14 protein-coding genes and 3 tRNA genes are annotated in these 14,022 nt (G+C 75.2%); 4 read left to right on the forward strand and 13 right to left on the reverse strand.

What is annotated here, in order from left to right:
• Window positions 1-2: 2 nt before the first annotated feature.
• Both KG103_RS13560 and KG103_RS13565 read right to left on the reverse strand, forming a co-directional pair.
• Window positions 3-1,259, reverse strand: coding sequence for an MFS transporter (locus KG103_RS13560; protein WP_207339077.1), 1,257 nt, complete (start codon window positions 1,257-1,259; stop codon window positions 3-5).
• Window positions 1,256-2,707 (reverse strand): MFS transporter, encoded by a 1,452-nt coding sequence (locus tag KG103_RS13565; RefSeq protein WP_249670584.1) that lies wholly within the window; start codon window positions 2,705-2,707, stop codon window positions 1,256-1,258. The genes KG103_RS13560 and KG103_RS13565 overlap by 4 nt, the downstream gene beginning before the upstream one ends.
• 179 nt (window positions 2,708-2,886) lie before the next feature.
• Between KG103_RS13565 and KG103_RS13570 the strand changes: the two genes are divergently transcribed.
• Window positions 2,887-3,954, forward strand: a complete 1,068-nt coding sequence (locus KG103_RS13570) for a LacI family DNA-binding transcriptional regulator (RefSeq protein WP_243656195.1) — start codon at window positions 2,887-2,889, stop codon at window positions 3,952-3,954.
• 37 nt (window positions 3,955-3,991) lie between these two features.
• Here KG103_RS13570 and KG103_RS13575 read toward each other — a convergent pair whose 3' ends face one another.
• From KG103_RS13575 to KG103_RS13595, 5 genes are all read right to left on the reverse strand, one after another.
• The gene (locus KG103_RS13575) at window positions 3,992-4,426 is read right to left on the reverse strand and encodes a MaoC/PaaZ C-terminal domain-containing protein (protein ID WP_207339079.1); all 435 of its coding nucleotides are present in this window, start codon (window positions 4,424-4,426) and stop codon (window positions 3,992-3,994) included.
• Window positions 4,423-4,875, reverse strand: coding sequence for a MaoC family dehydratase N-terminal domain-containing protein (locus tag KG103_RS13580; protein ID WP_207339080.1), 453 nt, complete (start codon window positions 4,873-4,875; stop codon window positions 4,423-4,425). The genes KG103_RS13575 and KG103_RS13580 overlap by 4 nt, the downstream gene beginning before the upstream one ends.
• Before the next feature lie 30 nt (window positions 4,876-4,905).
• Window positions 4,906-5,076 (reverse strand): 50S ribosomal protein L33, encoded by a 171-nt coding sequence (rpmG, locus tag KG103_RS13585; protein WP_089798398.1) that lies wholly within the window; start codon window positions 5,074-5,076, stop codon window positions 4,906-4,908.
• A gap of 93 nt (window positions 5,077-5,169) precedes the next feature.
• A tRNA-Met gene (locus KG103_RS13590) sits at window positions 5,170-5,246 on the reverse strand.
• Between the two features lie 58 nt (window positions 5,247-5,304).
• A tRNA-Thr gene (locus KG103_RS13595) sits at window positions 5,305-5,377 on the reverse strand.
• Between the two features lie 147 nt (window positions 5,378-5,524).
• Here KG103_RS13595 and KG103_RS13600 point away from each other — a divergent pair.
• Window positions 5,525-5,941, forward strand: coding sequence for a hypothetical protein (locus KG103_RS13600; RefSeq protein ID WP_207339081.1), 417 nt, complete (start codon window positions 5,525-5,527; stop codon window positions 5,939-5,941).
• Window positions 5,942-6,042: 101 nt separating this feature from the next.
• On the opposite strand, the gene KG103_RS13605 is transcribed toward KG103_RS13600, so the two are convergent.
• Window positions 6,043-6,124, reverse strand: a tRNA-Tyr gene (locus KG103_RS13605).
• Between the two features lie 225 nt (window positions 6,125-6,349).
• Here KG103_RS13605 and KG103_RS13610 point away from each other — a divergent pair.
• A complete protein-coding gene (locus tag KG103_RS13610) occupies window positions 6,350-6,847 on the forward strand; it encodes a YajQ family cyclic di-GMP-binding protein (protein ID WP_207339082.1) in 498 nt (165 codons plus the stop codon).
• A 60-nt stretch (window positions 6,848-6,907) separates the two neighbouring features.
• Here the strand turns inward: KG103_RS13610 and htpX are convergent, their stop codons facing one another.
• Window positions 6,908-7,780, reverse strand: a complete 873-nt coding sequence (gene htpX, locus KG103_RS13615; protein ID WP_207339083.1) for a zinc metalloprotease HtpX — start codon at window positions 7,778-7,780, stop codon at window positions 6,908-6,910.
• Window positions 7,781-7,955: 175 nt separating this feature from the next.
• Window positions 7,956-9,341, reverse strand: a complete 1,386-nt coding sequence (locus KG103_RS13620) for an FAD-dependent oxidoreductase (protein WP_207339084.1) — start codon at window positions 9,339-9,341, stop codon at window positions 7,956-7,958.
• A gap of 218 nt (window positions 9,342-9,559) precedes the next feature.
• Between KG103_RS13620 and rarD the strand changes: the two genes are divergently transcribed.
• The gene (rarD, locus tag KG103_RS13625; protein ID WP_249670585.1) at window positions 9,560-10,498 is read left to right on the forward strand and encodes an EamA family transporter RarD; all 939 of its coding nucleotides are present in this window, start codon (window positions 9,560-9,562) and stop codon (window positions 10,496-10,498) included.
• A 27-nt stretch (window positions 10,499-10,525) separates the two neighbouring features.
• Here the strand turns inward: rarD and KG103_RS13630 are convergent, their stop codons facing one another.
• From KG103_RS13630 to KG103_RS13640, 3 genes are read right to left on the reverse strand one after another with little or no spacing between them, the layout of a single operon-like run.
• The gene (locus tag KG103_RS13630; protein WP_207339086.1) at window positions 10,526-12,154 is read right to left on the reverse strand and encodes an RDD family protein; all 1,629 of its coding nucleotides are present in this window, start codon (window positions 12,152-12,154) and stop codon (window positions 10,526-10,528) included.
• Between the two features lie 28 nt (window positions 12,155-12,182).
• Complete coding sequence (locus KG103_RS13635) at window positions 12,183-12,950, reverse strand: PP2C family protein-serine/threonine phosphatase (protein WP_207339087.1); 768 nt, start codon at window positions 12,948-12,950, stop codon at window positions 12,183-12,185.
• A 13-nt stretch (window positions 12,951-12,963) separates the two neighbouring features.
• Window positions 12,964-13,971, reverse strand: coding sequence for a polyprenyl synthetase family protein (locus KG103_RS13640; RefSeq protein WP_207339088.1), 1,008 nt, complete (start codon window positions 13,969-13,971; stop codon window positions 12,964-12,966).
• Window positions 13,972-14,022: the final 51 nt, after the last annotated feature.

Consider the following 14,022-nt stretch of genomic DNA (forward strand, 5'->3'; position numbering starts at 1 on the left):
GGCTAGTCCGCGGGACCGTCCGCCACGTCCGCGGGGGCCGCGTCACGCACGGGCAGGGGGCGTGCGGCGCCGGTCACCACGAGTCCGAGCACGACGGGCACGAGGATGGCGAGCAGCGCCTGCCGGTAGCCGACGTGCTCGGCGAGCAGACCCAGCAGCGGCGGGCCGGCGAGGAACGCGGAGTACCCGATGGTCGACACGACGGCGACGCGCTGGGCGGCGCGCACCGGGTCGTCCGCCGCGGCGCTCATGCCCACGGGGAACCCCAGGGCGGCACCCATGCCCCAGACCACCACGCCCGCGAGCGCCAGCCAGAGCTGGTCGGCCAGGCCGAAGACGAGCAGACCGACCCCCGCCAGGAGCGCGCACAGGCGCAGCACGACGACGCGCCCGTACCGGTCGAGCAGCACCGTGCCGAACATCCGCATGGCGGTCATGGCGGTGACGAAGAGCGCGAACCCGACGGCGCCCGTGGCGTGGGTGGTCCCGAACCCGTCGACCACCGCCAGGCTGACCCAGTCGTTGGCAGCCCCCTCGGTGAGCGCGGCGGCCAGCACCACCAGGCCGATGAGCAGCGTGCGCGGCTCGAGCCACGCCCCCACGGCGGCGCGCGCACCGCGCGGCGCGGCGGCCTCCGTCGACGCCGGGTCGTGCTGGTGGGCCGGTTCGGCGAGGAACGAGCGGACCGCGACGGCCGTGGCCACGCAGGCCAGCGCGACGACGACGGGGAGGTGGACCTGCACCGGCACGTGCAGGGCCGCCAGCACGGCGGCCAGGCCTGCGGCGCCCATGGTCCCGAAGGAGAACCCCGCGTGGTACCGCGGCATGACGGTGCGGCCCAGGCGCTGCTCGACGACCGCGCCCTCGAGGTTCATCGCGGCGTCCCAGACCCCCGCCCCGATGCCGACCAGCACGAGGCCGGCACCCACGAGCACCACCAGGTCGAGCGCGACCCCGAACGACGCGACGCCGTAGCCGGCCCCGTTGACGACGGCGAAGGCCAGGACCGTGCGCCGGGCACCCAGCCGCTCCACGACCAGGCCCGACAGGGGAAGCGCGACCAGCGACCCCGCGGCACCGACCAGCAGCAGCACACCCATGCGCTCGGGGGTCAGGCCGAGCGCGTCACGCACCGCCGGCAGCCGCGCCGCCCACGAGGCGAAGTTGACACCGGAGAGCAGGAACACGGCGAACACCGCCGCCGACGCCACCCGGACCTCGCGGGTCGGGGTGCTGCGGACGTCCTCCACGCGGCTCATCGTGCTCCTCCCGGTGTCGGGGGTCGATCCGGCGTCCGACGGCGTCGCGTGCGCGGTCGGGGCGGCGGACGGTGCCGGCGGACGCGCGCGGCGCGGTGCGGTGCGTCGTCGCCCGACGCGGGTGCCGGGGCGGGGACGTCCGGCGTGCCCGACCCGGTGACGACCGCGTCGTCGGCGGGCGCCCGGGGGGTGGGGATCCCCGGCGTCACCGCGGCGACGGGGCGACGTGCGACGGCCGGTGCCACCACGACGCTGGCGATCATGGCCACGACGATGAGCACGAGCGCGCGACGTGCCCCCACCGACTCGGCCGCCAGGCCGAGCACGGGCGGCGCGACCAGGGAGGCCATGGAGGCGAAGGCGGACACCACGGCGACACGTCCGGCGGCGCGGACGGGCTCGTCGGAGGCGGCCGCGATCCCGATGGGGACCGCCAGCGCGGCCCCCGCACCCCACAGCACGACACCCGCCCCGGCCAGGCCGAGCGTGGGGGCGAACCCGAACGCCAGGAGACCGGTGACCGACGCGGCACCCGACGCACGGAGCACGGCCACGCGACCGAACCGGTCGAGCAGCCGCGTGCCGACCAGCCGCACCACGGTCATCGCCGCGACGAACAGGCCCAGCACGGCACCGCCCACGGACTCGCTGCGGCCGAACCCGTCGACGACCGCGAGGGACAGCCAGTTGTTGGCAGCGCCCTCGGAGAACGCCGCGGCCAGCACGACGACGCCCACGAGCAGCGTGCGCGGCTCCCGCCAGGCGTCGAGCGCCGTCCCCAGCCGCCGGGCGCCGTGCTGCAGGCGGGAGGAGCCGGCGGCGCGTACGAGCGGACGGACCCCGGCCCGCTCCCCCGCCTCGACCTCGGAGGGCGGCAGCACGACGCCGCGCAGGGACGCGAGCCGCCACACCACCACGACGGCGGCGGTGACGGGCAGCTGGACGCCCACCGGGACCCCGACGGCGGAGGCGAGCGCACCGGCGCCGGACCCGACGACGGCACCGACGGAGAACGCGGCGTGGAACTGCGGGATCACGGTGCGCCCGAGCGCGCGCTCGACGCGGGCGGACTCCACGTTCATGGCCACGTTGCCCAGGGCCACGGCCACGCCGTTGAGGAAGATGCCCACGGCGAGCAGGGCACGCGAGCCGACCGTCGGCCCGACGCCGAGCAGCACCAGCGCGGTGCCCAGCAGCACCGTGGAGGCGACCAGCACCCGGCGGGTGCCGAGGCGCTGCAGCACCATGCCGGAGACGGTGACGGTGACCAGCGAGCCGATCGACCCGACCAGGAGCAGGAGCCCCAGGTCCGCGGTGCCGAGGTCGAGCAGGTCGCGCACGGTGGGGATGCGCGCCAGCCAGCTCGCGAACGCGGTGCCGGCGACGGCGAACAGCCCGACGAGCAGGAGGCGGGCACGGGCGACGGCCGGCGGGTGGGGGCGGGTCACGGGAGGGCTCCGGGGTACGGGTGCTGCGGGCCGCGCGACGCGGGCCGCTGCGGCCTCGAATCGATTCGATCGATGGGGTGCGCGATCGAATCGATATGAGGGGACGCGACCATCCTGCGGGTACGCTGACCGCGACGTCAAACGTCACCCACGCCCCTCGCCGGCCCCGGAGGTCAGCCCTGTCCGTGCAGCGCACCACCCTGGCCGACGTCGCCGCGAGCGCCGGGGTGTCCGTCTCCACCGCCTCGCTGGCGTTCTCCGGCTCCGGGCCGATCGCGGAGGCCACTCGTGCGCGGGTCCTGCAGGCCGCGCAGGAGCTCGGGTACGCGGGCCCCAACCCGCTGGGCCGCCAGCTGCGCCGCGGCCGCTCGGGCATCGTCGGCGTCATCATGGGCGACGCCCTGCGCCGCGCCTTCCGCGACCCCGTCGCCGTCCAGGTCCTCGACGGCCTGACCGCCACCCTCGGCCCCCTCGGGCTCGGCGTCCTGCTCATCCCCGGCCCCGACGACGCGTCGCAGCCCGCGGTCGACCCGCTGCTGAGCTCCGCGGCGATGGACGTCGCCGTGCAGATGTGGGGCGGCACCAGCGACGACCCCGTGCTGGAGATGCTGCGCCGGCGCGGCACGCCCGCGGTCCTGGTCGAGGGCACGCCCCAGCCCGACGTGGCCGCCGTCGGCATCGACGACCACGGTGGCATGGCCGAGCTCGCGCGGCACGTGCTCGACCTGGGGCACACCCGCATCGCCACGGTGACGCTGCCGTTCGACCGCGAGCGCGCCGAGGGCCCCGCGGACGCCGGTCGCCTGGCCCAGCTCTCCTGGGAGATCACCCGACGTCGGCTCTCCGGGCTCACCGACGCCGGGGTGTCCCCCACGGTCGTCTACGAGACGCCCGCGTCCCTGGTCGAGAACGGTGCCGCCGCCGGGCGCGCGCTGCTGTCCGGCCCGGACCGCCCCACGGCGGTCGTCTGCCAGTCGGACCTGCTGGCCTCCGGCGTCGTGCTCGCCGCCCGCGAGCTCGGCCTGCGGGTGCCGCAGGACGTGTCGGTCGCCGGGTTCGACGGGCTCGACCTGCCGTGGCTGGCACCCGACGTGCTGACCAGCGTCGCCCAGCCACTGGCCGAGAAGGGCGCCGCGATCGGGCAGGCGGTCGAGGACCTGCTCGCGGGCCGCATGCCCGAGCCCCGCGTGCTGCCCGTGCAGCTGCGCGTCGGCACCACGACCGGACCGGTCCCGCCGGACGCCTGACGTCCGCGGACGTCCGACCGGCCGCCCGCCGGCCCGGTCAGACGAGCCGGACGACCGCCTGCGCGCGGCCGAGCACGCGCGCACCGTCGACGCTCACCGTGAGGTCGAGGCGCACGGTCCCGGCCTCGGCGTCCAGGGCGCCGACGGTCGCGACGACCTCGACGGCGACCTCGCCCGGGTCCGGGACCACCACGGGGCGCGTGAAGCGCACCTGGTAGTCCAGGACCGCACCCGGGTCGCCCGCCCAGTCGGCCAGGACGGCCGCCGCCGCACCCATCGTCCACATGCCGTGCGCGATGACGCCCGGCAGACCGACCGCCGTCGCGACGCGCTCGTTCCAGTGGATCGGGTTGAAGTCGCCGGACGCCCCGGCGTAGCGCACGAGGCGCGCACGGTCGACCGTGACCGTGCGGCGCGCGACCTCCTGCCCGACCGCCAGGTCGGCGAGCACGGGGCGGGCGGGGGCGCTCACGCGGCGTCCTCGGGGCGCACCGCGAGGGTGGACACCACGGTGGCGACGGGGGCCCCGTCGGCGTCGGCGATCTCGCAGCGCGTCGTGATCATCGAGAGCCCTGCACGCTGGGTGACGGCGTCGACGTGCAGCGTGGTCGCCAGCCGGTCACCGGCGTGGATCGGGCGGTGGTGCGTGAAGCGCTCGTCGGCGTGGACCACGCGGCTGAAGTCGATGCCCGCGGCCGGGTCGTCCACGTACTGCGCCTCGGCGCGCTGCGCCACCACGACCGCGAACGTCGGGGGCGCCACGACGTCCGGGTACCCCAGGGCGCGTGCGGCCTCCGGGTCGGTGTGGGCCGGGTGCGTGGCACCCGTCGCCTCGGCGAACTCCCGCAGCTTCTCGCGCGAGACCACATACACGTCGCCGGGCGGGTAGCCCCGCCCGGCGAAGGAGGTGTCGACCGGCACGTCGGCGGTCAGTGGGTGACGAGGACCGCGTCAGCGGGTCTCGCGGTGCACCGTGTGCTTGTTGTCACGCGGGCAGTACTTCTTCATCTCGAGCCGGTCGGGCGTGTTCCGACGGTTCTTCTTGGTGATGTAGTTCCGCTCCTTGCACTCCGTGCAGGCGAGCGTGATCTTCGGGCGGACGTCCGCGCTCTTGCTGGCCATGTTCGTGTCACCTCTCGCGCCCCGCTGGGGCTGCGCTCTTCTCCTGGCGCGCGCCGGCCGACGCGCGCTGCTGCGACGGATGATCGCCGTACGTGGTAGCGGGAGCGGGATTCGAACCCGCGACACCACGATTATGAGCCGTGTGCTCTAACCACCTGAGCTATCCCGCCACAGCGGTCGTGTCCCGGGCCGACCGTCCGAGGACGATCGGCCCGTGACATACCACAGAGCCCCGAAAGGGAATCGAACCCTTGACCTTCTCCTTACCATGGAGACGCTCTGCCGACTGAGCTATCGGGGCAGCGCGGACCAGAGTACACGGGCTCCGCCGTGGTCGGAAATCGGCTCCGCCACACCCCCGTCCGGACGTCTCCGTCGGTCGCCCGAGCGCGATCCGAAGCGTTTCAGTTCGTCGCGCGCACCGAGGGTGCGTGCCACGATCCGGCGCATGCGCACCCACCCGCGCGGCCGCCTCGCCGCGGCCGCCGCCCTGTCCGCCACCCTCCTCCTGGCCGCCTGCAGCGGCGACCAGGGCGTGGACCCCTCGACCGCCGACTGGCCGGCAGCCGTCACCCCCGCCGACGCCGACGGCGAGTTCTGGGTCGTCTGGACCGCGATCGCCGAGAGCGGCGACGACCCGGCGCTCGCGACGGAGGTCGAGCGGCTGGCCGAGGAGGGCTACGAGGTGGAGCCCTGGGCCCCGAGCTGCCAGTCCGGCGCGCAGGACGCGCTCAGCGGCGTCACGGGCTACGGCGAGCCGGTGGGCGTGGGGGTGGCGTTCGGGTCCGAGGAGGACGCCGGCGTCTTCGACACCCGCGACGAGGGCAGCACCGTGAGCATCACGCAGGGCACCTGGACCTGCTGAGGCCCGCGCGCCGCCTCACGGGGCGGCGCGCACCGGCCCGGGCGGCGTGACCCCGGGGACGGCGGAGGGGCCGTCCTGGTCAGGACGGCCCCTCCGGTGCGTGGCGGGTGAGGGATTCGAACCCCCGTAGGCGTTGCCAGCTGATTTACAGTCAGCCCCCTTTGGCCACTCGGGTAACCCGCCAAGGAGCACCGACCCGTCGACCACGTCGACCCCCACGGACGGCGGGGCCGGCGCGTCCGCGCGAGCGGCGTGCGGATGGAAGGATAGCAAGTCCGAGGGGGGCTCGCGCACACCGGCCCGTGGCCGGACCCGCGACAGGGGTCCGACGGCACCGGACGTGCCCCGCCCACGCCCTCGTCGGACGGACCAGCAGGCACCCCCACCGGGGGGCCGGGAGGGAGCAGCATGGCGAGCGAGTCGTCGTTCGACGTCGTCAGCAAGGTCGACCGCCAGGAGGTCGACAACGCGCTGAACCAGGCCGCGAAGGAGATCGCGCAGCGCTACGACTTCAAGGGCGTGGGGGCGTCCATCGCGTGGAGCGGCGAGAGCATCCTCATGGTCGCCAACTCCCCCGAGCGCGTGCTGGCGGTGCTGGACGTCTTCCAGACCAAGCTGATCAAGCGCAACATCTCGCTGAAGTCGCTCGACACGGGCGACGGCGAGCCCAAGCCCTCGGGCAAGGAGTACCGCCTGGCCGCGTCCATCAAGGAAGGGCTGAGCACCGAGGTCGCCAAGAAGCTCGCGAAGATCGTCCGCGACGAGGGCCCCAAGGGCGTCAAGACGCAGATCCAGGGCGACGAGCTGCGGGTCTCCGCCAAGAGCCGTGACGACCTGCAGGCCGTCATCGCGCTGCTGAAGGGCGCCGACGTGGACGCGGCGCTCCAGTTCGTCAACTACCGCTGACGGTCCGCACAGCGCGCAGGCCGACCGGGAGCCCGGTCGGCCTGCGGCAGCGCGTCGTGCTCAGTAGCGGGTGACGGGCCCGCCCGCCATGGCCTCCAGGCGCGCGATCCGGTCCGGCATCGGCGGGTGGGTCGCGAACAGGCGACCGACGCCGGCGCCGCGGAACGGGTTGGCGATCATGAGGTGGGAGACGTCCACCAGCTCACGGTCCTGGGGCAGCGGCCGGGCGGCGGCCCCGGCCTCGAGCTTGCGCAGCGCGGACGCCAGGGCCAGCGGGTCGCCGGTGAGCCGCGCGCCGTCCTCGTCCGCGTCGTACTCGCGGGTGCGGGAGATCGCGAGCTGCACCATGGTCGCGGCCAGGGGCGCCAGGAACACCATCAGCAGGCCCGCGACGGGGTTGGCGCCCTCGCGCCGGTCCCCGCCACCGAAGAACATGGCGAACTGGGCCAGCGACGTGATGACGCCGGCGACCGCCGCGGCCACCGACGACGTGAGGATGTCGCGGTTGTAGACGTGCATGAGCTCGTGGCCGAGCACCCCGCGCAGCTCGCGCTCGTCGAGGATCGCGAGGATCCCCTCGGTGCAGCACACCGCCGCGTTCTGGGGGTTGCGACCCGTCGCGAACGCGTTGGGCGCCATCGTCGGCGACACGTACAGCCGCGGCATGGGCTGCCGGGCGGCCGTCGAGAGCTCGCGGACGATGCGGTACATCGTGGGCTGCTCGATCTCGCTGACCGGCCGCGCCCGCATGGCGCGGATCGCGATCTTGTCGGAGTTCCAGTAGCTGTACGCGGTCATCACCAGGCCCAGCGCCGTGAACAGCCAGAGGTACTGCGGACCGCCGCCCAGCAGCCATCCGATGCCCAGCAGCACGGCCCACAGAGCGCCGAACAGCGCCGCCGTCTTCAGCCCGTTGTAGTGCCGGTGACCCATCTGCGTCCTCGTCCTCCCCGCGTCCGGCACCCACGTCCGTCCGCACCAGTCACAACGCCACGCGGCGGGCCGACGTTCCCCGGCGTGGGCGCGTGGCGTCGTGACGCCGTCCGGCGCGCAGGACCCCGGCACAGCGCTGCCCCGGACGCGTCGGCGTCCGGGGCAGCGGTCGTGCTCAGTCCTGCGGGAGCTCGCGTCCCAGGGCCACCGCGACCATGTGCTCGCGCGGCACGAGCTTGACGCGCTCGCGCCCCTGCGGCTCGCCCAGCGACCGCTCGTACGCGTCCAGCAGCTCCCAGCCCTGCCACTGGATGGCCTCGACGCCCCGCTGCTCGAGGAAGTCCACCACGGCCTGCGGGTCGCGCTCGGTGGCCGTGAAGAAGGCCTCCCCCGCCTCGGCCACGTCCTCGCCGAGGTGCCGGATCGTCTCGGACGCGTCCGACTTGGTGTGACCGATGAGGCCCACGGGGCCGCGCTTGATCCAGCCCGTGGCGTACACCCCGGGCAGCTGGTCACCGTCGACGTCGATGACGCGACCCTCGCGGTTGGGGATGACCCCCGCGACCTCGTCGAACGGGATGTCGACCAGCGGCGAGCCGAAGTAGCCGACGGCGCGGTAGACCGCCTGGACCGGCCAGTCGTGGAACTGCCCGGTGCCGGTGACGTTGCCGTCCCCGTTCAGGGCGGTGCGCTCGGTCCGCAGACCGACCACCTTGCCGTCCTCGCCCAGCACCTCGACCGGCTTGTGCAGGAAGTGCAGGTGGATGCGGCGCGAGGCGGTGAGGTCCTCGGGCTCCTTGAGCGTCCAGTCCGTGAGGGTCTTGACGACCTGCTTGGTCTGGTTGCTCGAGTGGATGGCGGCCATCGAGCCGTCGTCGAACTCGAAGTCCTCGGGGTAGACGATGGTGTCGACGTCCGGCACGTGGCCGAGCTCGCGCAGCTCCAGCGGCGAGAACTTGGCCTGCGCCGGCCCGCGGCGCGCGAACACGTGCACGTCGGTGACGGGGTTCTGCTTGAGGATGTCGTAGACGTTGGCCGGGACCTCGGTGGGCAGCAGGTCGTCGGCGTGCTTCGCCAGGATGCGTGCGACGTCGAGCGCGACGTTGCCGGCGCCGAGGACGGCGACGTGCTGCGCCTCCAGCGGCCACGTGCGCGGGACGTCGGGGTGCCCGTCGTACCAGGACACGAAGTCCGCGGCGCCGTAGGAGCCGTCCAGGTCGATGCCGGGGATCGGCAGCGCCGCGTCCCGGATCGAGCCGGTGGAGAAGATGACCGCGTCGTAGAAGGTGCGCAGGTCGTCGAGCTTGAGGTCCGTGCCGTAGTCCACGTTCGCCAGCAGCCGGATGTCCCCCCGCTCCAGGACCTTGTGCAGCGCGACGATGATCTGCTTGATGCGCGGGTGGTCGGGCGCCACGCCGTAGCGGACCAGGCCGAACGGCGCGGGCAGCCGCTCGAACAGGTCGATGCTGACGTCGAGACCGGTCTTCGACAGGATGTCGGCCGCGTAGATGCCGGCCGGGCCGGCGCCGACGATCGCGACGCGTAGGGTCGGGGTGCTCACGTGACCAGGTTGCCTTCCGCTGTGGGGGCGCTCGCACGTCGGACGTCCGGACCCGCTGCGGGCTGCCCCTGCGGCCGTACGCCTCGCCGTCGGTGCGAGAGCAGTGCGCCGACAAGTCTAGGACGCGACGCCGATGATGCTCGACGTCCACTCCACGATACGGACATCCCGCCATGCGGACACCAGGCCGTGGCGCGCCGAAGGCCTACAGTCACCCCGTGCCCGCACCAGCCACCACCCAGCGCGCCGGGCTCGCCGCGGGGGTCGCGGCGTACGCCCTGTGGGGCGCGCTCCCCCTGTACTTCCCGCTGCTGTCCCCCGCCGGGCCCGTCGAGGTCATCGCCCACCGTGTGGTGTGGTCCCTGCTGTTCTGCCTCGTCCTGCTGCTGGTCACCCGCACCTGGGGCGCGTTCGTCGCCCTCCTGCGCGACCGCGGGCTCGTCCTGCGCCTGACGCTGGCGGCCGTGCTGCTGGCCGTCAACTGGCTGGTCTTCGTCCACGGCGTCACCACGGGCCACGTCGTCGACGCGGCGCTCGGGTACTTCATCAACCCGCTCGTGACCATCGCGCTGGCGGTGGTCGTGCTGGGTGAGCGCCTGCGCCCCGTGCAGTGGGCCGCCGTCACCTTCGGCGCGGCCGCCGTCGTGGTGATCACCGTGGGGTACGGGCGACTGCCCTGGATCGCCCTCGTGCTCGCGGCGAGCTTCGGGACCTACGGGCTCATCAAGAGCCGCCTCGGGCCCCGCGTCGGCGCGCTGCCGGGGCTGGCGGCCGAGACCGTCGTCCTGGTGCCCGTGGCGCTCGGCTACCTGCTGTGGCTGCACGCGGCCGGCCAGGGCACGTTCGCGCCGAGCCTGCACGGCCTGGCGCTGATGGGCACCGGCGTCCTCACCGCCGTCCCCCTGCTGCTGTTCAACTCCGCCACGCGGCGCCTGCCCCTGTCGACCGTCGGGCTGCTGCAGTACCTGACGCCCGTGCTGCAGCTGGCGATCGGGGTCCTGGTGGCGGGCGAGCAGATGCCGCCTGCCCGCTGGTGGGGCTTCGCGCTCGTGTGGGTGGCGCTGATCGTGCTCACCGTGGACGGTGTGCGGCACGCCCGGCGCCGACCCGGGGTGCCGACCCCGCCCTCGCCCTCGCCCGCGCCGCCGACCGTCTGACCGACGGCCCGTCCTGCGCAGCAGGCGTCAGTCGTCCTCGACCCGCGCCTCACGGTCGCCCAGCCGGACCGTCCACCCCGCGCGGACCACCGCACGGGCGCCGGCGGGCAGCACCCGGGCCGCGCCGGCGGGATCGACGACGACGGTCCCGTTGGTGGACCCGCGGTCGCTCACCCAGATCGCCGCACCCTCGTCCTCGCCGGGCTCCGGCCCGAACTCGGCATGCACCCGCGACAGGGAGCGCGCGGCGTCGCTCAGCACGACGACGTGCAGGATGTCCTGGCCGTCCTCGGCGCGCGGCCCCCGGCCCACCAGCCCTCGGCCGACGACGCGCACGCGCTCGCCGGTGTCGAAGTGCAGGGCCAGCGTGCCGGTGCGACGTCGCAGCGTGCCGGGGTCGCGCACGCGGGTGTGCTCCAGCTCGGCCAGGTCGTCCTCGGTCGGCAGCCCCGGCGCGGCGGGAGCCGGGGTCACGGGCGCGCGCGCCCCGCCCCGCTCACGCCGGCCGACCTCGGGCGGCGGGGGAAGCAGGTCGGGCCGTGCAGCGGCCGGTGCCGGGGCGGGGTCCAGGGCCGTGGGCGCCGGGCGCACCAGGTCGGGAGCCGGGGGTACGGGCACCTCGGCCGGTGCCACGGGCGGCAGCCGGAACGACACCTCCAGCGGGGCGCCCACGGCGGGGAACCCGTCCGTCGACGGCTCGGTCGCCGGGGACGTCGACGTGGGCGGGCCGGCCGACGGCACCGGCTCGCGCCCCGGCGGCGGGGTCGGCGTCCAGGGGCGGGCGTCGGCCACCCGCGGCGCCGCGCCGCGCGTGGCCGCGCTGCGCGTGGCCGCGGGACCGGCGGAGGGCTGCGACGGTGCACCGGCCGCGACGACCGCGGTGCCGGACGCCCTGTCGTGCCACCCGCGGCGCTGCGGCGAGGAGTCCCACGCGGCCGACGCGGCCACGACCCAGTTGCCCACGCCCGCGACCAACGAGCCGAGTGCCACCACCAGCTGCCGGACGAACGCGCGCGGCACACCCGGCGTGCCACCCGTGCGCGCGTCGACCGTGCGCAGACCCGTGAGGTACGCGCCCAGGGTGGCCCCCCGCAGGCCTTCGGCGAGAAGCTGGCCGAGACCGACGAGCGGCACGACCAGGAGCGCCGCAGGAGCGGCCGCACCGTCGGTCACGCGGACGACGAACACCATGAGGACCGCCACGACGACCAGCAGGAGCAGGTCGATCGCGTACGCGAGCACGCGCGGCCCGACGCCCGGCACCGCGCCGTCACCCTCGGGCCGGGGCGGGCGGCCCGCGGCGCGCACGTCGCGCGCGGCCGCTGCCGCGTCGTACCGGGGAGGCGTCGCGGGTCCGGCGGGGTCGGCCACCTGCGCCGGGGGTGTCGCCACGCCCACGACCGTCAGGACGTCGGTCGGGGCCGTCGGCACGGACGGCGTGAGCACGCGGTCGTCCACGACCGGTGGCACCGGCAGCGCGCCGACCGGCACGGCACCGGACGCGGGGCGGACCTCGTCGTCGCCGGCGCCGTCCTCGTCGACGGCGGGCCGGGCGATCAGCGGGACACGCGCCCCGCAGACCGCGCAGGACTCCGCGTCCGGGGCGAGCGGCATGCCGCACGAGGCGCAGCGGGGTGCCGAGGCACGGGTGCTCACAGACGCTCCTCGGGGGTCGGGTGAGCCGTCATCGTGCCATGCCGGGGTCGCGACCACCGGCAGGCGAGGGGGTGACTCCGAGCGCGTCCACGACCACCACGGTGACGTTGTCCTGCGCGCCCGCCGCGAGCGCCTCGCGCACCAGCCGGTCGGCCGCCGCTCCCGGGTGACGCTCCGCCCGCAGCACCGCCTGCACCCGGGCGTCGGGCAGCGCGTCGGTCAGGCCGTCGGAGCACACCACCATCCGGTCCCCCGCGCTCACGGGGAACATCCTCAGCTCGGGGTCGACGTTCGACGACGCCCCGCCGAGCACCCGCGTCACGACGTGGCGCCGGGGGTGGCGCGGTGCGTCCTCCACCGCGACGAGGCCCTGCTCGACCAGCTCGGCGACCTCCGAGTGGTCCCGGGTGAGCTGCTCGAGCATGCCCCCGACCATGCGGTAGGTGCGCGAGTCACCGACGTTGAGCACCACCCAGCAGGGCACCCCCGCGTGCTCGGTGACGACCACCCCGGTCAGGGTCGTGCCGGGCCGGCGCTCGCCCTCGGCGGGCAGCTCCCGGACGCGGCGGTGCGCCTCGCGCACGACGTGGGTGACGTCGTCCAGCGTGGGTCCGGTCCCGGCCAGGGTGGCGACCACCTCGACGGCGAGGCGGGACGCGACCTCACCGGCCTCGTGGCCGCCCATGCCGTCGGCGACGACGAACAGCCCGTCGGCCGCCCAGGCCGTGTCCTCGTTGGTCTCCCGGGCCGCCTGGTCCGTGGCGACGCCGGACCGCAGCCGCACGCCCCCGACCATCACCGCTCCCGCGTCACGACGCCCGGTCGACGAGCGCGTCGGCGAACGCGACCAGGGCGTCCTTCACCGGCCCGGCGGGCAGCGGGGCCAGCTCGGTGACGGCCTGGCGGGCGAGGTCGACGGCGCGGCGGCGCGTCAGCGAGACGACCTCGTGCTCCCGCAGCGCCTCGACGGCCGCCGAGAGGTCGGCGTCGTCCGACAGGTCCGCGTCGAGCAGCGCCAGCACGTCGCGGTCCGCGGACCCGACCGGCGCCGAGGCGGCGCGCGAGCGCAGCAGCAGGGCCGGCATGGTCGGCACGCCCTCACGCAGGTCCGTGCCGGGGGTCTTGCCCGTCACGGTGCCGTCGGAGGTGAGGTCGATGACGTCGTCGGCCAGCTGGAACGCGACACCGATGGTCTCGCCGAACTGCGTGACCGTGCGCACCGCGTCCGGGCGGCAGCCGGCGAACATCGCGCCGAAGCGGGCGGACGTCGCGATGAGCGAGGCCGTCTTGTCGGCCAGCACCTGCAGGTAGTGGGAGACCGGGTCCTCGTCGGGCCGCGGGCCGACCGTCTCGTGCAGCTGGCCGAGGCAGAGCCGCTCGAACGTCTGCGCCTGGATCCGCACGGCCTCGGGGCCGAGCCCCGAGACGATCGACGACGCCCGCGCGAACAGCAGGTCGCCGGTGAGGATCGCGACGGAGTTGCCCCAGACCTCGTGCGCGGACGGCGCACCGCGCCGCAGCGGCGCGGAGTCCATGACGTCGTCGTGGTACAGCGTCGCCAGGTGCGTGAGCTCGACGACCGCGGCCGCGTCCACCACTTCGCGCCGACCGCCGTCGCCCAGCTCGGCCGTGAGGAGGGTGAGCAGCGGGCGCAGCCGCTTGCCGCCCGCGTTGACCAGGTGGCTCGAGGCGTCGTGCGCGATCGGGTCGGCGTACGTGACGGCGTCGCGCAGGAGCTCCTCGACGAGCCCGAGACGCCCGGTGAGGCGCTCGGCGAGTGCGGCGTCGTGGAGCGGGAGGGCGAGTGCGGTTGTCACGGCACGAACCTATCCGCCCCACGGCGCAACGGCGGAACCGGGCGACCGCGA

The sequence above is a fragment of the Cellulomonas wangleii genome (assembly GCF_018388445.1).
GTDB classification, from domain to species: Bacteria; Actinomycetota; Actinomycetes; order Actinomycetales; family Cellulomonadaceae; genus Cellulomonas; species Cellulomonas wangleii.